19 protein-coding genes are annotated in these 19,399 nt (G+C 66.5%); 13 read left to right on the top strand and 6 right to left on the bottom strand.

All coding sequences use genetic code 11. The features are described 5' to 3' along the window. Positions 1–26: 26 nt before the first annotated feature. The 8 genes from ABIA90_RS00440 to ABIA90_RS00405 all read left to right on the top strand — a co-directional run bounded on the left by ABIA90_RS00440 (position 27) and on the right by ABIA90_RS00405 (position 7,726). A complete protein-coding gene (locus ABIA90_RS00440) occupies positions 27–323 on the top strand; it encodes a nucleotidyltransferase family protein (protein ID WP_354116892.1) in 297 nt (98 codons plus the stop codon). Positions 324–355: 32 nt separating this feature from the next. Beyond that, positions 356–1,129 carry an RsiV family protein gene (locus tag ABIA90_RS00435; protein WP_354117605.1) on the top strand — a complete coding sequence of 258 codons (774 nt, stop codon included), beginning with the start codon at positions 356–358 and terminating at the stop codon, positions 1,127–1,129. 131 nt (positions 1,130–1,260) lie between these two features. After that, complete coding sequence (locus tag ABIA90_RS00430) at positions 1,261–2,253, top strand: tripartite tricarboxylate transporter substrate binding protein (protein WP_354116891.1); 993 nt, start codon at positions 1,261–1,263, stop codon at positions 2,251–2,253. Between the two features lie 198 nt (positions 2,254–2,451). Then, complete coding sequence (locus ABIA90_RS00425) at positions 2,452–2,946, top strand: tripartite tricarboxylate transporter TctB family protein (RefSeq protein WP_354116890.1); 495 nt, start codon at positions 2,452–2,454, stop codon at positions 2,944–2,946. 4 nt (positions 2,947–2,950) lie between these two features. Next, entirely contained in the window at positions 2,951–4,462 is a 1,512-nt protein-coding gene (locus ABIA90_RS00420; RefSeq protein ID WP_085403858.1) for a tripartite tricarboxylate transporter permease, read from the top strand. 51 nt (positions 4,463–4,513) lie between these two features. Beyond that, positions 4,514–5,503, top strand: coding sequence for a methylmalonyl Co-A mutase-associated GTPase MeaB (gene meaB / locus ABIA90_RS00415; protein ID WP_354116889.1), 990 nt, complete (start codon positions 4,514–4,516; stop codon positions 5,501–5,503). After that, positions 5,500–6,156: a pyroglutamyl-peptidase I gene (locus ABIA90_RS00410; protein WP_354116888.1), complete on the top strand. Its 657-nt coding sequence runs from the start codon at positions 5,500–5,502 to the stop codon at positions 6,154–6,156. The genes meaB and ABIA90_RS00410 overlap by 4 nt, the downstream gene beginning before the upstream one ends. A gap of 199 nt (positions 6,157–6,355) precedes the next feature. After that, on the top strand, positions 6,356–7,726 hold the full coding sequence (locus tag ABIA90_RS00405; RefSeq protein WP_354116887.1) for a TIGR03808 family TAT-translocated repetitive protein: 1,371 nt from the start codon (positions 6,356–6,358) through the stop codon (positions 7,724–7,726). Positions 7,727–7,754: 28 nt separating this feature from the next. On the opposite strand, the gene ABIA90_RS00400 is transcribed toward ABIA90_RS00405, so the two are convergent. The 4 genes from ABIA90_RS00400 to ABIA90_RS00385 form a co-directional block, all read right to left on the bottom strand. After that, positions 7,755–8,480, bottom strand: coding sequence for a TIGR03809 family protein (locus ABIA90_RS00400; protein ID WP_502916612.1), 726 nt, complete (start codon positions 8,478–8,480; stop codon positions 7,755–7,757). 481 nt (positions 8,481–8,961) lie between these two features. Next, the gene (locus tag ABIA90_RS00395; protein WP_354116886.1) at positions 8,962–10,677 is read right to left on the bottom strand and encodes a S8 family serine peptidase; all 1,716 of its coding nucleotides are present in this window, start codon (positions 10,675–10,677) and stop codon (positions 8,962–8,964) included. A 15-nt stretch (positions 10,678–10,692) separates the two neighbouring features. Then, on the bottom strand, positions 10,693–11,382 hold the full coding sequence (locus ABIA90_RS00390; protein WP_063984606.1) for a hypothetical protein: 690 nt from the start codon (positions 11,380–11,382) through the stop codon (positions 10,693–10,695). Further along, positions 11,379–11,948, bottom strand: coding sequence for a sigma-70 family RNA polymerase sigma factor (locus ABIA90_RS00385; protein WP_008140099.1), 570 nt, complete (start codon positions 11,946–11,948; stop codon positions 11,379–11,381). Before ABIA90_RS00385 ends, ABIA90_RS00390 begins: the two co-directional genes overlap by 4 nt. A 433-nt stretch (positions 11,949–12,381) precedes the next feature. Between ABIA90_RS00385 and ABIA90_RS00380 the strand changes: the two genes are divergently transcribed. Next, positions 12,382–13,539: a GGDEF domain-containing protein gene (locus tag ABIA90_RS00380; protein WP_085403863.1), complete on the top strand. Its 1,158-nt coding sequence runs from the start codon at positions 12,382–12,384 to the stop codon at positions 13,537–13,539. A gap of 63 nt (positions 13,540–13,602) precedes the next feature. Continuing rightward, positions 13,603–14,706 (top strand): DUF2336 domain-containing protein, encoded by a 1,104-nt coding sequence (locus ABIA90_RS00375; protein ID WP_354116885.1) that lies wholly within the window; start codon positions 13,603–13,605, stop codon positions 14,704–14,706. A gap of 11 nt (positions 14,707–14,717) precedes the next feature. Here the strand turns inward: ABIA90_RS00375 and ABIA90_RS00370 are convergent, their stop codons facing one another. Continuing rightward, positions 14,718–15,356, bottom strand: coding sequence for an NrsF family protein (locus ABIA90_RS00370; RefSeq protein WP_085403865.1), 639 nt, complete (start codon positions 15,354–15,356; stop codon positions 14,718–14,720). 2 nt (positions 15,357–15,358) lie between these two features. Continuing rightward, positions 15,359–15,904: a sigma-70 family RNA polymerase sigma factor gene (locus tag ABIA90_RS00365; protein ID WP_028146986.1), complete on the bottom strand. Its 546-nt coding sequence runs from the start codon at positions 15,902–15,904 to the stop codon at positions 15,359–15,361. Between the two features lie 289 nt (positions 15,905–16,193). Here ABIA90_RS00365 and ABIA90_RS00360 point away from each other — a divergent pair, with 289 nt between their 5' ends. The 3 genes from ABIA90_RS00360 to ABIA90_RS00350 all read left to right on the top strand — a co-directional run bounded on the left by ABIA90_RS00360 (position 16,194) and on the right by ABIA90_RS00350 (position 19,390). Next, positions 16,194–16,829, top strand: a complete 636-nt coding sequence (locus tag ABIA90_RS00360; protein WP_354116884.1) for a hypothetical protein — start codon at positions 16,194–16,196, stop codon at positions 16,827–16,829. Between the two features lie 162 nt (positions 16,830–16,991). Then, positions 16,992–17,771, top strand: a complete 780-nt coding sequence (locus ABIA90_RS00355) for an enoyl-CoA hydratase (protein ID WP_354116883.1) — start codon at positions 16,992–16,994, stop codon at positions 17,769–17,771. Between the two features lie 188 nt (positions 17,772–17,959). Further along, positions 17,960–19,390 (top strand): TolC family outer membrane protein, encoded by a 1,431-nt coding sequence (locus ABIA90_RS00350; RefSeq protein ID WP_094184354.1) that lies wholly within the window; start codon positions 17,960–17,962, stop codon positions 19,388–19,390. The last annotated feature ends 9 nt before the right edge of the window (positions 19,391–19,399 follow it).

The raw sequence follows: 19,399 nt of genomic DNA, 5'->3' as shown, positions 1-19,399 counted from the left end.
GCCGCATCACCGGCCGGATTGTCTCCATGACACGTGATGAGGTCATCGCTGCGATACGCCAGAACGCTGATGCCATCAAAGCCAAGGGCGTGTCCAAGCTCGCCATCCTGGGCGCGCGGGCCGGCGACGATTATCACCCGCACAGCGACATCGATGTCCTGGTCGAGGTCGAACCGGAGGCCTCTTTCTCGCTGCTCAACCTGATCGACGTCGAGCAGATCATCGAGGATGCGACCGGCTTGCAGGCGCAGGCGACCGTCCGGCGCTCCGCCTCCCCCCACTCTGCGCAGCAGATCGCAGACGATATCCTCGAAATATTCTGACGCTCACGTAAGGAGCACTCCCCTTGAAGTTCATGATCGGTTTGAGCGTCGCCATGGCGCTTAGCGCAACGTGCGTCATCTCCGCCCTCGCCGCGGACCCCAAGCCCGACGCCGTTGTCAAGACCAAGAGCATCGACGCCCGCGTCTTCCTCGACGACAGGATCAAGGCGGATGCAACGCTGGCGGCGGATTGCCTGGCCGAAGGCAGGAAGTGGCTCGAGAAGAACGCGGCCGAGGCCGCCGCCTCGCGCAAGGAAGATCCGCAGTTCTTCAAGGACGGCGGCTGGGATTTCGAGCGCAAATATGCGATCCGCTCCGTTGTTGCAGATCGCTATGTCAGCGTCCTGCGCAACGACTACATGGACACTCATGGCGCGCATCCCAACTCGGACGTGAACACGATCCTGTGGGACAAGAGCGAGCACAAGCGCATCTCGATCCGCCCGTTCTTCACCGAGACCGCCGACAACGGGGCGACCATGAAGGCGATGGTGAAGGCCGTGATCGCTTCGCTGAGAGTCGAGAAGAAGAAACGCGACACCAGCGAGACCGCGACCGACGAGTGGTTCAAGAGCGTCGAGCCGAGCCTGCTCAAGATCGGCGCGGTGACGCTCGCGCCTTCAACCGAAGCGGGCAAGAGTTCCGGGCTCACCTTCCACTATCCGCCTTACGCGGTCGGCCCCTACGCCGAGGGCGAATATATCGCCTTCGTGCCGTGGGAAGCGCTGAAGACCTATCTCACGGCGGAAGGCATGCGCATCTTCGGCGGTGCGCGACCGAAGGGCGACGCCGAGGAGCCGCAGTGATGATGTTTTGAGCAGCGACACGTTGCTCACAGCGCTGTGGTAGCGCTACCTTGCAGCGGCGCCGCAAAGCCGACTAGAATGCCTTCATTGACAAGAGCGCCCGGTGTCACGGGCGCCGCTGGGAGGCATTGATGTCCAAGATTTCGCGCCGCACTTTTGCGGCCTCTTCCGCCGCGATTGCCGCATCCGCCGCATTCGGTCTCACACCCGCGCGCGCACAGGCGTATCCGGCCCGGCCGGTCACCGTGATCGTGCCCTGGGGCGCCGGTGGCGGCACCGACGCGACTGCGCGCATTGTCGCAGCCCTTCTGGAAAAGGATCTCGGCCAGCCCTTCAACGTGGTCAACCGCACCGGCGGTTCAGGCGTGGTCGGCCATAGCGCGATCGCGACCGCGCAGCCGGACGGCTACACGATCGGCATGCTCACCGTCGAAATCTCGATGATGCACTGGCAGGGCCTCACCGAGCTGACGCCGAAGAGCTACACGCCGCTGGCGCTGATGAACGAGGACCCGCCCGGCATCCAGGTCTCCTCCTCCTCGCCCTACAAGACGGTGAAGGAGCTCGCCGAAGCCATCAAGGCGGCGCCTCCCGGCAAGTTCAAGGCGTCGGGCACCGGCCAGGGCGGCATCTGGCATCTCGCGCTGGTCGGCTGGATGCAGGCGATGGGCCTGCCCGCCAACCAGGTCGCCTGGGTGCCGTCGAATGGCGCTGCGCCCGCGATGCAGGATCTTGCCGCCGGCGGCCTCGACCTCACCACGTGCTCGGTGCCGGAGGCGCGCGCCATCATCGAGGCGGGCAAGGCAAGGAGCCTTGCCATCATGGCCCCGGCGCGCAACCCGATCTTCAAGGACGTGCCGACGCTGAAGGAGGCGATGGGCATCGACTACGCGACCGGCGCCTGGCGCGGCATCGGCGCGCCGAAGAACCTGCCGCCTGAGATCGCAACGAAGCTCACCGCGGCGCTGAAGAAGGTCTACGACTCCGCCGAGTTCAAGGACTTCATGAGCAACCGCGGCTTCGGCACGGTGTGGGGCGATGCCGGTCAGTTCGCGAGCTTCATGGACAACGGCGACGCCCAGATGGGCGAGGCGATGAAGGCCGCCGGCCTGAGCAAGGCGTGATCCGCACCTGCGATGCTCTGATCGCCTCTCCCCGCTTGCGGGGAGAGGCCGGAATGCGCGCGAAGCGCGGATTCCGGGTGAGGGGGACTCTCCACGAGTCCAATTCTCACCTTCCCCGCGGAGAGCCCCCCTCACCCCACCCCTCTCCCCGCGCGCGGGGAGAGGGAGAGGGAGAATACCTCGCATAGGATTCTCGTCATGCGTCTTCCCGACTCCGTCACGGGATCGTTTCTCGTCGTGCTCGGCGCGGCGGCTGCCTATGGCGGCTGGATCCTGCCGCCGGTGCCGGGGCAGCCGGTCGGCCCCAACGTATTTCCGCTCGTGATCGGTGTCGGGCTCGCGCTGTGCGGGCTCGCGATCGTGTTCGGCATCGGCCATTCCTTCGAGGAGGAGGAAGAGCTGGTCCCACTCGAGGACGGCCAGGTGGCGGCTGCGCCGCCGCCGCAGAGCAAGCTCTACGGCCTGCGCGCCCTGCTGCCGCCGGCGCTGCTGCTGTTCTACGTCGCCGCCGCCGACCGGCTCGGCTTCATCATCACCGCGGCAATCATGGTCTACGTCACCTCGACCGCGCTCGGGGCGAAGTGGAAGCTGGCGCTGCCGCTCGCGGCGCTGTCGCCCTTCGCCATCCACCTCATCTTCGGCAAGCTGCTGCGCGTGCCGCTCCCCGCTGGCCTGTTGCCGACGCCCTGGTGATCCCATGCTCAAGACCCTCATTGAAGCGTTCGCGCTGATCTCCACCTGGGAGGTCATCATCGCGATGTTCGCAGCCTCCGTGTACGGCCTCGTCATCGGTTCGCTGCCGGGCCTGTCGGCGACGATGGCGACAGCCCTGCTCGTCCCCGTCACCTTCTACCTCTCGCCGATCGCGGCAATCGCGACCATCGTCGCGGCCTCCTCGATGGCGATCTTCTCGGGCGACATCCCCGGCGCGCTGCTGCGCATTCCCGGCACCCCCGCCTCGGCCGCCTATGCCGACGAGGCCTACGCCATGACGCGCAAGGGCCAGGCCGAGCTGGCGCTGGGGGCCGGCGTCTGGTTCTCCGCCGTCGGCGGCATTGCCGGTGTGCTGTCGCTGATGATCCTGGCGCCGCCGCTCGCCGAGATCGCGCTGTCGTTCTCGACCTTCGAATATTTCTGGCTGGCGCTGCTCGGCCTGATGTGCGCCACTTTGGTTGCGCGCTCCTCGCCGGTGAAGGCGATCGCGGGCATGTTCCTCGGCTTGCTGGTGTCCTGCATCGGTATCGAGAATCCCGGCGGCGTGCCGCGCTTCACCTTCGGCATCACCGATTTGTTCGGCGGCATCGAGCCGATCCCGGCGCTGGTCGGCGTGTTCGCGGTGGCGCAGGTGATGCGCGCGATGCTGACGCCCGAGCCGCCGCCGCTGCCGCGACGAAAATTCGGAAGCATCATGGCCGGCCAGTGGAAGCTGACCAAGAAGTATCACTGGCAGATGACGCGCGGGAACATCATCGGCATCATCATCGGCGTGCTGCCCGGCGCCGGCGCCGACATGGCCGCCTGGGTCTCCTATGCGATGTCGAAGCGCTTCTCGAAGGAGCCGGAGAAATTCGGCACCGGCCACGTCGAGGGCCTGGTCGAGGCCGGCGCGAGCAACAATGCCAGCATCGCCTCGGGCTGGGTGCCCTCGCTGCTGTTCGGCATTCCCGGCGACACCATCGCCGCGATCGCGATCGGTGTGCTCTACATGAAGGGCCTCAATCCCGGCCCGACGCTGTTCACCGAGAAGGCGTCGAGCATGTACGCGATCTACCTGATGTTCATCATCGCGAACATTTTGATGATCCCGCTCGGCATCGCCATGATCCGGATCGCCGCCTACATCCTGCTGGCGCCGCGCTCCGCCATCATGCCGATCATCATGCTGTGCTGTGCGGTCGGCTCGTTCGCGATCGGCAACAACATGTTCGGCGTCGTCACCGTCGCCGCCTTCGGCATCATCGGCTACGTGATGGAGGCCAACGGCTATCCGGTGGCCGCGATGGTGCTCGGCATCGTCATGGGCACCATGGTCGAGCAGGCCTTCGTGACCTCGCTGATCAAGTCCGACGGCAGTATCCTGCCGTTCTTCGAGCGGCCCGTCGCGGCGATCCTCGCCGCCATGGCGATCGGCGCGCTGCTCTGGCCGGTGCTGGTGTGGGTCTGGCGCAAGGTGAAGCCGGTGCAGACGGCAGCGGCAACGACTCGGTGATATCGGGCGAGCGGCCCTCGCCTGCCTCGGCGGGGCGTTGTAAAGCAGGGCATGACTGAGAAGAAGGCCTCGCTGGACATCAAGACCCTCGCCCGCGACTTGCGCGCCGGCAGTCGCGCGGCGCTCGCCCGGGCGATCACCCTGGTGGAGAGCCGGCGCGGGGACCATCAGGCGCTGGCGCGCGAGTTGGTGCAGATGCTGCTGCCCGACACCGGCAAGGCGGTTCGCGTCGGCATCACCGGCTCGCCCGGCGTCGGCAAGTCCACCACCATCGACGTGCTCGGGACGTACCTGATCGAACAGGGCAACAAGGTCGCGGTGCTCGCGGTCGATCCGTCCTCGGCGCGCAGCGGCGGCTCGATCCTTGGCGACAAGACGCGGATGGCGCGGCTGTCGGCCTCCGACGACGCGTTCATCCGTCCCTCGCCATCGTCAGGCACGCTCGGCGGCGTCGCCGCCAAGACGCGCGAGGCCATGCTGTTGTGCGAGGCCGCCGGCTTCGACGTCGTGCTGGTCGAGACCGTCGGCATCGGCCAGTCCGAGACCGCAGTCTGCGACATGACCGATTTCTTCCTCGCGCTGATGCTGCCGGGCAGCGGCGACGAGCTGCAAGGCATCAAGAAGGGCCTGGTCGAGCTCGCCGACATGATCGCGATCAACAAGGCCGACGGCGACAATCTCAAGCGCGCCAACATCACTGCCGCCGACTATCGCGGCGCACTGCATATTTTGGCGCCGCGGTCCGAGCATTGGCACCCGCCGGTCGAGACCTATTCGGCGCTGACCGGCGACGGCATCGCAAAACTCTGGCAGAAGGTTCTGGATCACCGCAAGGCGATGAACGCGTCCGGCGACTTCGCCGCACGGCGGCGCGAGCAGCAGGTGAAATGGATGTGGTCGATGCTGGAGCAGCGCATGCTGGCGCGGCTGCGCAGCGAGGCGTCGGTGCGGACAAAGGTCAGGAAGATCGAGGCCGAGGTGGCCGAAGGCCATCTCACGCCGGCACTCGCCGCCGAGCAGATTTTGGAATTGCTGCAATGAGCGAAAAGCTCCGCATTCTCCTCACCGGCTTCGGACCGTTTCCCGGCGCGCCCTATAACCCGACCCAGCCGCTGGTCGCGCGGCTGGCGCAATTGCGCCGTCCGGCGCTCGACGATGTCGCGCTCGCGAGCCACATCTTCCCGGTCACCTATTCCGCGGTCGACCGGCAATTGCCTGATGTGCTCGCGAAGGAGAAGCCGGATGCGCTGCTGATGTTCGGCCTCGCCGCGCGCACGCCTTACCTCCGCATCGAGACCCGCGCGCGCAATGCCGTCACCATGCTCTGGCCCGATGCCGCCAACACCCGCTCCAGCAAGCGCGGCATCGCCGGCCATGCGGACGCGATGACGTTCGGTCCGCACACGGCAAGACTGCTGCGCGCCGCGCGCCTCACCGGGATCGACGCGCGCGCCTCGCGCGATGCCGGCGCCTATCTCTGCAATTATCTCAGCTGGCGCGCGATTGAGAATGTGAGGGCGGGCGGACCGCAGCTCGCGGCGTTCATCCACATTCCCCTGCTCGCGCGCAGCGGCGCGGTGCGGCGCAAGGGCGCAGCCCGGATTACGCTGGAGGAGCTGGTGGACGCGGGGGAAGCGATGCTGATGGAGCTGGTGGGGCTGGCAAGGAAGAGGCGGAACACTCAGATTTCGTAGGGTGGGCAAAGGCGCGTCGCGCCGTGCCCACCATACATCCGCATTCGTGTAACAATGGTGGGCACGCTACGCTTTGCCCACCCTACGGCACTTTGCTCTGGGTAAACATTTAACCCTACCGCGAACAATCCTCACCGCCCCAGCCACCCTGCGCTACCTAGTCGGTCGCGGACCTCCCGCGTCCGCCGAAGGATGCGTCATGGACCTCAATCGCCGTCATCTCATCGGAGCTTCGACCGCAGGCATCGCGGGCGCCCTCGCCATGCCGGCCGACGCCGCGCGCGCGGCGCCGCTGACGTCCCTGCTCGGCCGCGATGCCACGCAATACGGCGTGCGACCCGGCAGCAGCGAGGACCAGACCCGCGTGCTCCAGCGCGCCATCGACGACGCTGCGCGGGCACAGATGCCGCTGGCGCTGCCACCCGGCATCTACCGCAGCGGATTGCTGCGGTTGCCGAGTGGCGCCCAGCTGATCGGCGTGCGCGGCGCGACAAAATTCGTCTTCACCGGCGGAGCTTCCGCGATCCAGAGCGACGGCTCGGACTCGATCGGCCTGACCGGCATCACCTTCGACGGCGGCAACATCCCGCTTCCGACGCGGCGCGGACTGATCCATGTCCTCGGCGGGCGTGACGTCCGCATCACCGATTGCGAGATCACCGGATCCGGCGGCAGCGGCATCTGGCTCGAGCAGGTGTCCGGCGACATCTCCGGCAACATCTTCACCAACATCGCGGTGACGGCGTTGGTTTCGTTCGACGCGAGAGGCCTCAGCGTCTCGCGCAACACCATCATCGGCACCAACGATAACGGCATCGAGATCCTGCGCACCGCAATCGGCGACGACGGCACGCTGGTCACCGATAACCGCATCGAGGACATCAAGGCCGGTCCCGGCGGCTCGGGCCAGTACGGCAACGCCATCAACGCGTTTCGCGCCGGCAACGTGATCGTGCGCGGCAATCGTATCAGGAACTGTGATTACTCGGCGGTGCGCGGCAATTCGGCGTCGAACATCCACATATCAGGCAACAGCGTCAGCGACGTGCGCGAGGTCGCGCTCTATTCGGAGTTCGCGTTCGAGGCCGCGGTTATCGCCAACAACACGGTCGATGGTGCGGCCGTCGGCGTCTCCGTCTGCAATTTCAACGAAGGCGGTCGCATCGCGGTGGTCCAGGGCAACATCATCCGCAATCTGATCCCGAAGCGGCCGATCGGCACCGCCCCCGACGACGATGCCGGTGTCGGCATCTACATCGAGGCTGACAGCTCCGTGACCGGCAATGTGATCGAGAACGCGCCGTCCTATGGCATCGTCGCCGGCTGGGGCAAATATCTGCGCGACGTCGCGATCACGGGCAATGTGATCCGCAAGGCGCTGGCCGGCATCGGCGTCTCCGTGGTGTCCGGCGCAGGCACCGCGCTCGTCAACAACAACATGATCTCGGAAACCCCGCGCGGCGCCGTGGTTGGGCTCGATCACGCCCGTGCAGTGACGTCGGATCTGTCGGCCGACGGCGCACAGCGCTTCGCACAGCTGATGGTCGGCGGCAATGCGGTGCGGCGGTAGCTGCCGCCCTCATCCCGGCGCCCAAACGCTAGAACGCGTTCCTCAGCAGCGGGTACTTCGCTTGCAGGCCGTCAAGGCTGAAGGTGAATTCGACGACGCGCTCGGGTGCGGCGACGATTTCGGCGGCGGGCGGGGCGAACTGCGGCAGAAGCGTTGCCATTGCAGCAGGCGTGGCGGGGGGCGCCTTCACGGCAGGTGCGGTGAACGCCGCCATTGCGGCAGGCGCGGCGACCGGCGACCTCACAGGGGGTGCGGTGAGCGGCGCCCGCGCAGCGGGAGCCTTGAGCGGCGCGACAGCGGCAGGCGCAGTGAACAATGCCACCGTAGCAGGCGGCGCTCGCGGCGCGAGCGGGGCTTCGGTGATTTCGGCAAGGACCTCCGGCTTGGGCGCGAGCCTGACCGGGACGGCGGTCTCTGCGGCGATATGGACGGCCTTCGGCTGCACGGTCTGTGCCTGTTGGTCGCGCGGAAACACGCGGGGCATGGTCGCCGGCGACCAGCCGAATACGGGCGAGACACTCGCGGCCGCCGCGGCCACGTCACTACCGGTCGCGAGCGCGCGCCAGGTCTGGACGGCGCGCTTGGCTTCCTGGATGTTTTCGAGGAATGCGATCTCGGAGTGATAGCGGCGCCACCGTCCGGTCTCGAACATTTCGGAGAGATGTTCCAGCCGCTGCTCGGCGAGAGCGCACCAGCGTGCCGCAATGTCGCGACCACGCGCCACGTCGCGAACAGCCTCTTGGCGATGTGTCATAAACCAGCCCGTTGGGAGAAAAATACGGACGCGACGCAACGCACACGAATCAATTTAGACGCGACATGAATATTTTGTGGAAAAGTTTTGACTTGTCCAGCAACGACACGCCGGTCGCCGTCAATCACCGTAGTCGTGCGGAGAATTGCTGTGTTTTCGAGTCAAGCTTCGCACAAGCATAACCGGACTGCGGGGCGACTCGCGGACGCCGACAATGGGCGCCGCCACGTTCGCTCAACCGGAAGCTGATCGCGCCGAGCGGTTCAAGAAATCAGACGCCTGAAAAGAAAAGACCCGTCCGGGGGGACAACCGGACGGGTCGAGCCATATGGGCGCTTGGGGTGGATGGGCGCTCGCGCCTGATATGACTTATGGGGAGGGATGACCGCTCCCACATAATTTGGTCGTGGCAGCCGGCTGAACGTTCAATGCGGCGTTCGATTTCTTGGACGTCGCACCGCGCGCAAAGTTGTCGCAGCCGCTATCGCGTCGCCGGCCTATCCGCCTGAGAAATCGTGGATTTATCGCCTGCGCTCGACAGCGAGGGTTGTTCGATCGCGCGGACGCCAGGCTCGTCGCGACGCTTCTCGGCATCTTCACGTTTTGTTGTACCCGACGCAGCCGCAACAGGCGTCGCGCTGTCGACGGGAACGGCCATCACCGCGGCAAACGCGTCGGCCTCACCGTCGCCGAACAGATCATCACGGCCGGGTGAACCGAGGTCGCGCGCGGTCTTCGCCAGCGTCATGCGCAGCGCCTCCGGCTTGAGCGTGTAATTGCGCTCGAGCAGCAGCGCGGCGACGCCCGAGACATAGGCGGCCGAGAACGAGGTCCCCGAGGTCATCTGGTACTTGCCGTCCGGCGCGGGCAGGAAGATGTCGACGCCGGGCGCCGCCAGCGCGATGTAATTGCCGCGGTTGGACGCCGAGAACAGCTTGTCCTGCTGGTCGGTCGCGCTGACCGCGATCACGTTGGGATTGGCGGCCGGATAAAGCGGCGGCGATTTCGCGCCGGCATTGCCAGCGGCCGCGATCAGCACCAGCCCGCGGGCAGCGGCCGCCGCGATGGCGCGCTCGATCACGGCGTCCTTCGGACCGGCAAAGCTCATATTGACGATCTGCGCGCCGTGCTCGGCGGCGTAATTCAGCGAGCGCATGACGATGTAGGACGAGCTCTGGGCTCCGCCCGTCGAGCCGCCAAAGGCGCGGATGGCGATGATGCGCGCCTCGGGCGCGCTGCCCATCAGCTTGGCATGCGCCACGATGGCGCCGGCAATGCCGGTGCCATGGACATGCGGGCCCTCGGCGCTGCCGAGCGCATCAAAGTTGTCGGCGATGGAATGGGCGAGTTCGGGATGTTGGGCGTCGATGCCGGAGTCGATCACGGCAACCGTCACGTTGGCGCCGTGCGCCAGCGTATGCGCTTGCGGCAGGCGCAGCCTGGCCAGCGCATATTGCGCGGGATCGCCCTCGGTCGGCACCGACGATTTCTGATCCTGGAGCACGTAGCGGAAGTTCGGCTGGACCGAGCGCACGCTGCCGTCGGCGGCGAACTCACGCCGCACCGTCTCGGAAGGCCGGCCGTCCGTGATGCGGAACAGGCCGAACGTCGCCCCGATCAGCGGGAAATTCTCGGATGAGACACGCGTCAGGCCGTGGCGACGCGCAAGCTCGTCGGCTTCGGTCGCCGACAGCGCGCCGTCGATCTCGGCCACGAATTCGTTGGCGAAGGTGCGCAAGTCGACGGCGGCCGGCGTGCTGTTGCCCCGCCCCTTGCCGGCGCTCTTCTTGCCCGATTTGCCCGCGCCATCGCCGCCTGCGCCCGGCTGCGCCAGGCATTCGCCGTCGGCGTCGCGATAGGGGGCCGTGCAGGCGGGGTATAGGTTCGGCGAATAGCGCGCATAGGGCAGCACTGGGACCGGTCGCATCCGCGCCGTGGTGGTGGTACGCGGGATAGCAGGGATAGAACGCGGGCCGGGGCCGACGCCGACAGCCCGCGCACCAACACCGGGGCTGACGCGCGCGGCGATGCTGGGAGAGATGGTCGGGGTGCGCGTGGGGACGCTGATCGTCGGCGTGCGCATGATCGCCTGCGCCTGCGCAACCTCGACGCCGAGACCGGCGGCGAGCAGGAGTGCAGCTCCGACCGATGAAGCGTAGGCCCCGGCTCGCGACTTACTCTCGGACTTGCGCGTCATCGGTGCAGCGGCGCCTTACGGCGCCGCGACGGCGAGGTTGACGAACTTCTCGCGCGACATCCTGCCGAGCAGCGAGGCGAGTTCGTCCCGGCCCATCGCCTTGTCGAACTGGAGACGGAACATGCCGCCCTTGGCATCGCCGATGATCGAAGCCTGGTAGCTGTCGAGCAGCGCGGTGATGTCGGCGACGCGCGCCTCGGGCGTGAAGCGCACCAGCGCGCGCGCAGGTGGAGCTCCAAGCTCACGCGTGATCGGCGCGCCGACCGACAGCGAAGCGGTCTCGAAGGTCGCGGGCTGGGTCTTCATCAGCACGGCGCCGATGATGCCGGCCTGGAGCAGCAGCGCGATGGCACCCAGGCTCGCCGACCAGGCCAGCGTACGCGGCGACAGGCTCGAGAAGAAGGTCGCGATGCGCGCCGAGAGCGGCAGCGAACCGACCGGCCGCGCCGGCTCGGCATCGATCGCGGCGAACAGCTTCTGCATCGCCCGCGCCGACGGAGCCCCTAAGCTCTCGTTCAGATGGATGGTCTCTTCGTACTCGCCGCGGATCGCGGCATATTGCTTTGCAAGCGCCGGATCACGCGCCAGCGCTTCCTCGACGCGGCGAGCGTCACGCGCGTTCAGCGTACCGGCGGCGTGCCAGGGCAGTAGCAGTTCAATTTCACTGGGCTCTTGCTCCAGCATCTTTTTGCTCAATGCCATCATGGCCAGCCTCGCTCAACGCCGGCTGCCTTCAGCAGTTCGGCCAGTTTCTTGCGCGCATAGAACAAGCGCGTCTTTACAGTGTTCTCCGGAATACCAACGATTTCGGCCACCTCTTCCACGGATTTCTCGTGGTAGTAGACGAGATCGACGATTTCCCGATGGTCCGGCGAGAGGCCCGTCAGACACTCCCGCAACGCTTCACTGGTATCCTTTTTCTGCACCGCGATTTCCGGATCGTCAGACGAATCCTCGATCGCGTTGGCAGCTTCGTCGTCCAACCCAACGTCCTTCCTGCGCCGGAGCGCAGACAGGGCCTTGAATCGGGTGATTGCCAGCAGCCAGGTGGAAACGGCGGATCGACCCTCGAACTTGCCGGCTTGACGCCAGACGTCGAGAAACACCTCGCTGATGAGGTCTTCCGCCGCCTGCTCGTCCCGCACGAGCCTTAGCCCGAACCTGTAGACCCTGACATGGTGCCGCCCGTACAGCACCTGCATGGCGAGCCGGTCACCTTGAGCGATCCTGGCGATGAGGACCTCGTCCGAAGCCGCCTGTGTCACGCTCAATGCCCGTCTCGCAAAGTTGGTCGGGTCGGCGCGGCGGACGGTTCGACGGGCGGGGCGAAATTCTTCAGCCTACCGCAGTCACACGGGGGTCTGTGTGATCTACCCCACATACGCGAATTTTCCTTTTGCCACCCGCGGCGGTTGGCCGGCTCGCTCGATAACGGTAACATAGTAATGAAGCATTCCCTGCGCAATGCCGTCCGGCGCGGACGGCCCGACATGATGGAACCATAGCAGCCCTGCACGACGTATGTCTCACCAAGCCCTGCTTTGGCTCGACCCCGTCGCCAACGATGCCTAATCGCCGGCAAATTTCCCCGCCGGCCGCTGTCACCCTGTTGCGCGCTGCACCGTTTGGATTCGATTTCGAAGGATACCAAACCTAAAGGCTTGCCGCGTAGATTTTTGGGCGACATTCACCCTTGGCGGGACAATGAGCACGGCCGCGACGACCTTACCGGAGAGGAATGCCGCTGAGGTCGCGGATCTCGTTCTCATGCCCGACGCGGCTGCGCCCGAGGTACGAGCACGCCGGGTCCGGCAACGCCGGCAGATGTATGTCGGCCAGGTCGCAAGCTACTCGCTCGGCGCCTTCGTGCTGCTGATCTATGCCCATGACGGCGTCGTCCCGATGAACGTTCCGTCGCTGTTCTGGGTCGGCGGCCTGATGATCATCGGCATCTTCGTCGTGATGTCGGAAGCCGGCGTCGGCGACAGACACAGCGACCACTATCTCACCGTCTTCCAGATCTCGGCGCACATGGCGCTGCAGTTCATCTTCCTGGTGTCGGTGCCGACCCTCGGCATCGCCTTCATCAGCGTGCTGTTCCTGATCTTCGCCTTCGGCACGCTGCGCATGACCTCGGCGCAGGCTATGTTCACCTGGGCGATCGCGACGACCTGCCTCGCGGCCGTCTTCCTCGCCTCCGACCTGCCGATCGGCATGCCAGTCGCCACGAAGCTCCAGCGGACCGCCTCGATGCTGTGCTTCGTCCTGGTGATCGGCCAGTGCGCCTTCCTCGGCCTGTTCGGTGCCACACTGCGAAAGGTCCTGTACCGGCGCAGCATCGAGTTGAAAGCCGCCTATCAGCGCATCGAGGAGCTCGCCGAGCTCGACGAGCTCACCGGCTCCTACAACCGCCGCTGCATCATGCGGCTGCTCGATGCAGAGGTCGAAAAGTCGCAGCAGGCGTCCGCACCTTGCGCCATCGCGCTGATCGATCTCGACTGGTTCAAGCGCATCAACGACGCCCACGGCCACCCCGTCGGCGACGAGGTGCTGCGCACCTTCGCCATCACCATTTTTGCGAATATCCGCCCGGCCGACTTTTTCGGCCGCTATGGCGGCGAGGAATTTCTGCTGCTGCTGCCGGGCACCGACGGCGGCGCGGCGGGGCGCATGCTCGAGCGGCTGCGCGGCATCGTCGCCGATCTCGACTGGAGCGCATTTTCCCCCGGCATGCGGGTGACGATTTCCGCGGGCGTCGTGACGCTGCGCGACAACGATACTGCCGACACGTTTCTCGCACGCGCCGACAGCGCGCTTTATTCCGCCAAGGCGCAAGGGCGCAACCGAATTGCAACGAGCTGACTAATCCATTTTCTCCTGGCTGCGCAGAAGCCGCAGCCGGACCGAACGCTCCAGGACAGGGCCATGAGATCGAAATCCGACAAACCATCCGAGAACCTGCTTGAGGAATTGCAGACCGCGCTCTCGCACGGCACCGTCGCGCGCCGGGTCGAGGCCCTGCGCCGCGTCACCGATCTCTTCATCAACAATGCGGTGGATTATTCCGACGAGCACATCAGGGTGTTCGACGACGTGTTCCAGTGCCTGATCGAGCAGATCGAGGCCTCGGCGAGAACGCTGCTCGCCAACCGTCTCGCGCCGATCGCCGCCGCGCCGCCCAAGATCATCCGCACGCTCGCGCTCGACGAGGTGATCGAAGTCTCCGGACCCGTGCTCTCGAAATCGGAACGGCTGGACGAGGCGACCCTGATCGAGATCGCGCGCACCAGGGGCCAGGCGCATCTCAAGGCGATCTCGCTGCGGCGGGTGCTGTCGGAAGCACTGACCGACGTGCTGGTGGCGCGCGGCAACGAAGACGTCGTGCAATCGACCGTCAGCAATCCGGGCGCGCAGCTCTCCGAGGGAAGTTTCACCGACCTCGTCACGCGCGCCGAACGCGACGATGACCTCGCCACCTGCATCGGCCTGCGGCCCGACCTGCCGCGCCATCACTACCTGAAGCTGATCGCCAAGGCGTCCCTGAGCGTGCGCAGGAAGCTCGAGGCCGCGCATCCGGAACTCGCAGACGAAGTGTCCAGCGTGGTCCAGGAAGCGACCCAGCGGGTCCGCGCCGCCGCCATGACCAGGCAGACCGAAATGGCGCGCGCGCTGGTGAGATCGCTGCACGAGGACGGTCGTCTCAACGAGTTTCAGGTCACCAGCTTCGCCGAGCAGGGCAAGTTCGACGAGACCAATGCAGGGCTGGCGGCGCTCGCGGGCGTCGCGGTCGAGACCGCCGAGAACATGATGATCGAGAGCCGCAACGAGGGCGTGATGGTCCTCGCCAAGGTCGCGGGCATGCAATGGTCGAGCGTCCGCGCGATCATCGCCATGCGAGAAAAGCTCTCGGGCGGCTCGAAGACCGACATGCTGACGCTGCGCGATGCCTACGAGGCCCTGCGCTCATCGACCGCGCAGCAGGTGCTGCGCTTCCACCGCATGCAGCAGGGCACGACGCCGGCGGCGTGAGGCCGCCGCCGCTAGTAGCGCAAGACTTTCGAACCCGCGTAGGCGCCGATCGCGGTCACGAGCGCCGTCGCGATCGTGTACCAGGTCGCGACGAACAGCGGCGAGTCGTCGGTGCAGTGCGAGGCGTAGAGCGTTGCGGCAAGGCCGGCCGACAGCAGGCCGGCGAGCGCGCCGGCGAGTGCAGGATGCGACGGCGCGCCGTGGCGCAGGCCGAACAGCGCGCCCGCAAGCAGCGGCAGCGACATCGCGGGGATCGCGAGCATGCACACCCGGGAGTTCTTGCCCACCAGCCGCATCGTCATCGGCATCGCCGGGGCCATCATGGTCTCGCCGCCGATCGCAACCGCAAGCAGGCCGACGGGAAGCAGCAGCAGCCAGCCCCAGCCGCGCATCAAGGCTTCGGGCCGTGACAGATGCAGGCTGACGATGATCGCGGGGATCGCAAGCGACAGCGTGACCGCGAACTTCGTGTCGAAGAACGGATTATGCATCGCGGTCATCACGTCGGGCCGCACGCCAAGGAAGCTGGCGAAGATCAGGATCGAGAACGGTGCCGCCACCAGCAGCGCCATCGTCAACACGGCGCCGACGCGCGGCGCGCGATGGGCGTTGTCGGCCGCAAGCGAGCGAATGAGTTGATCGGTATCCATGACTAGTGGTCCCGCAGTTTGGCAGTCAGCGCCGCAAGTCCGCGATGCAGCGCGACCCGCACCGCACCCTCGCTCATCGAAAACTTTGACGCCGTGTCCTTGATCGAAGCGCTGTCGACGGCGATCGACTGCAGCACGTCGCGCTGGCGCTGCGGCAGCGTGTCGAGTTGCGTTGCGACCTCGGCCGCCGAGGCCGTCTCCTGCGGTGCCTCGCCCGGCAGCGTCTCGGCGAAATCGTCGATGTTGACGAAGACCCGCCGGCCCCGCCGGCGGAGCGCATCGATCAGCTTGTTGCGCCCGATTGCAAACAGCCACGGGGCGAAGGGGGCTTCGCTGTCCCAGGTGTGCCGCTTCAGATGCACCGCCAACAAAATCTCCTGCACGATATCCTCGGCCTGGTCGGGAGGCTGCCCGGCCCGCGCCAGACCCCGCCTCGCGGCAGCGCGCAGCACAGGCGTGACCGCCTTCAACAGGCGATGATACGCCGCATCATCCCCTGCCATGGCCGACCGCATCAGGCCGGTCCACTCGTCCTCACGTCCGCGCACGCGCCCTCACCATGCAATTCGGCAGCTCTTTCAGTTTGTTACGCCGGCACCAGAAAGATCACGACTTCGTGATCTGCGCCGTGCCTCGCCACGCGATGCGGCCGTCGAAACCCGCGACGGCTCATAACACCGATCGGTCCCGTCCGCATCCGGCGGCCGGTTGCGAGGCGGTGGTTTGCCCCGCTTTTGCCCGGGATAGCCCGAAGATTCCCATTTTTTGCCCCGCTGTGGTCACGCCCCAGGGGCTCTGTTCGGTCCCGGGACAGGCGGAATTGGGGAGATCGTCAACATGATGAAAGCCAGCGGGCGCGCCGCACTGATTCTTCTTGCCGGCCTTTTCGTGCTGGTCGGAGCCGCTGCACAGGCGGCACCGAGTTCAGCCGCAAGCAGCAAATCGGACAGCGCGAGCAACCAGGCCGACGCAGACAAGCCGAGCAAGCAGCGGCGCCATGCATCGCGCCACCGCGACAGCGGCAAGACGGCACAGAAATCCGACGACAAGGCCGACAAGAAGGACGGCGCGGCGAAGGCCGAAAACGACGTGCCGGCCTTGAGCCAGATGCCGCCGGCAGTCGCCAACGCCAACGCGCAGATCGCCGCAGCCGATACGCCGACGGCTGCCGCAGCCTCCGCGTTGACCGGCCGCGCCAACGACAACGTCCAGGCTGCAGCCGATAATACCACCGCGCCGAATGACGAGGCTCAGGTGGTGGCGCCCGATCAGCTCAACGACATCGACCGCGCCCTCCAACAGGACCCGCCGGCACAGAAGGCGGTGATCGCCGCAACCGACGCGCGGCCGGCGCCGGTGATGGCGAGCAGCCACAGTTCGGCCTGGGACCAGAGCTCGCTAATCGGCAAGATCTTCATCGGCGTCGGCACGCTGCTGACGCTGGCGTCTGCCGCACGCATGTTCTTCGCTTGATGCTTGGCCTGATTTTTGGCCTGATTTTGGGGTGAGGGACCTCGTCCGGAACGCGCGTCTCGCCGCGCGTTCCGGACGGCCTCGTTCCGACAGCTTTTCGGCCCTTGAAGCCCACCGCGCCAGCGGGCACATTGCCCGCCCAATCAAACGCGTGGGTGGAGCATGAGTACGTTCGAACACATCATCGTCGAGAGCAAAGGCGCGGTCGGCATCATCAAACTGAACCGGCCGAAGATGCTCAATGCGCTCTCCTTCGGCGTGTTCCGCGAGATCGCCGCGGCCGTCGACGATCTCGAGGCCGATGACGCCATCGGCTGCATCGTCGTGACGGGCAGCGAGAAGGCCTTTGCCGCCGGCGCCGACATCAAGGAGATGCAGCCGAAAGGCTTCATCGACATGTTCTCCGAGGATTTCGCCGCGATCGGCGGCGACCGCGTCGCGCGCTGCCGCAAGCCGACCATCGCCGCGGTCGCGGGCTATGCGCTCGGCGGCGGCTGCGAGCTCGCCATGATGTGCGACTTCATCATCGCCGCCGACACCGCCAGGTTCGGGCAGCCCGAAATCACGCTCGGCACCATTCCCGGCATCGGCGGCACCCAGCGCCTGACCCGCGCGATCGGCAAGTCGAAGGCGATGGACCTCTGCCTCACCGGCCGCATGATGGATGCGGCGGAAGCGGAGCGCTCAGGCCTCGTCAGCCGCATCGTGCCCGCCGACAGGCTCATGGACGAGGTCATGGAAGCCGCCGAGAAGATCGCATCGATGTCGCGGCCCGCCGTCGCCATGGCCAAGGAAGCGGTCAACCGCGCCTTCGAGACCACGCTCGCCGAAGGCATGAGCGTCGAGCGCAACCTGTTTCACGCGACCTTCGCGCTGGAGGACCGCTCCGAGGGCATGGCGGCGTTCATCGAGAAGCGCAAGCCTGTCAACAAGAACCGGTAATGCCCGCGAGCGGTCAGGCTGGTGTAAGGCTTCGCCGCCCTGGTGCAGAAACCCTGTGACGCACCTGCAACAAGCACGGAATAGATGGGGGTTTTCCCCGCGGCAGTTTGCCTGCGGGACCCCGGCTGGTTAAACAGTTAAGAGGCCACCGTCGGCGGGGGCGGACAGCCGGGGTTTAGCAGGATTACATGATTGGGCGTGCCGCCAGAGTTGGTCGCGTGATGACGCGGCATCGATCGGGCGTGGGTCCTGTGCTTGCGACATGGACCACGCTGGCGCTCTGTTGCGCCCTGCCCTCCGCCGCATGGGCGGAAGCCCTGCCGGAGGCGCTCGCCAAGGCCTACCAGACCAACCCGCAGCTCAATGCCGAGCGCGCGCGGCAACGCGCCACGGATGAAAACGTGCCGCAGGCGCTCGCAGGCTACCGGCCGCAGATCGTGGCAAGCCTCAGCGCCGGCCTGCAATCGGTGCGCAATTTGCTGCCCGACAACACGATCCAGACCGCCAATCTGAAGCCGTGGATCATCGGCGTCACCGTGACGCAGACCCTGTTCAACGGGTTCCGCACCGCCAACAGCGTCCGCGCTGCGGAACTTCAGGTGCAGTCCGGCCGCGAGGCTCTGCGCAATGTCGGCCAAGGCGTGCTGCTCGACGCGGTCACCGCCTACACCAACGTGCTGGCCAACCAGTCACTGGTCGAGGCGCAACGCTCCAACGTCGCGTTCCTGCGCGAGACGCTCGCCGTCACTCAGCGCCGCCTCAACGCCGGCGACGTCACGCCGACCGACAGCGCCCAGGCCGAGGCGCGGCTCAGCCGGGGGCTCGCCGATCTCAACGCCGCGGAAGTCGCGCTGGCGGTGAGCCAGGCGGTATACGCGCAGGTGATCGGCAATGCGCCATCGCAGCTTCGGCCCGCCGAAGTTGTCGACCGCTATCTGCCGAAGAGCCGCGAGGATGCTCTGACGACGGCGATCCGCCAGCATCCAGCGGTGATGGCGGCGGGCTTCGACGTCGATGTCGCCTCGACCAACATCCGCGTCGCCGAGGGCGCGCTGCTGCCGAGCGCCAGTCTCCAGGGCAGTGCCAGCAAGAGCCGCAGCAACGACCCGACGCTGAGCACCATCGCCGAAGACCAGGCCTCGATCGTCGCCAACGTCACCGCGCCGATCTACGACGGCGGCCAGGCCGCCGCACAGACCCGACAGGCCAAGGAGATCACGGCGCAGAGCCGGCTCGTACTCGACCAGGTCCGCAACCAGGCGCGCACGGCGGCGACCAGCGCCTGGGTCGCCAATGAGGGCGCCAAGATCACGGTCTCCGCGTCCGAGTCGGAGGTGAAGGCGGCGACCGTCGCGCTCCAGGGCGTGCAGCGCGAGGCCGCCGGCGGGCAGCGCACGACGGTCGACGTGCTGAACTCGCAGGCCGATCTGATCCAGGCCAAGGCCCGCCTGATCGGCGCCCTGCGCGACCGTGTGATCGCCTCATACACGCTGCTCAGCGCCGTCGGCCATCTCGACGTCAAAACGCTCAGCCTCAACACGCCGGACTATCTGCCCGAGGTGCATTACCAGCAGGTCCGCGACGCCTGGCACGGCCTGCGCACGCCGTCGGGGCAGTAGTTTCAAATC

This window comes from Bradyrhizobium sp. LA6.8 (assembly GCF_040547935.1).
Lineage (GTDB): Bacteria > Pseudomonadota > Alphaproteobacteria > Rhizobiales > Xanthobacteraceae > Bradyrhizobium > Bradyrhizobium barranii.
This window is presented reverse-complemented; position numbering and strand designations above follow the sequence as displayed.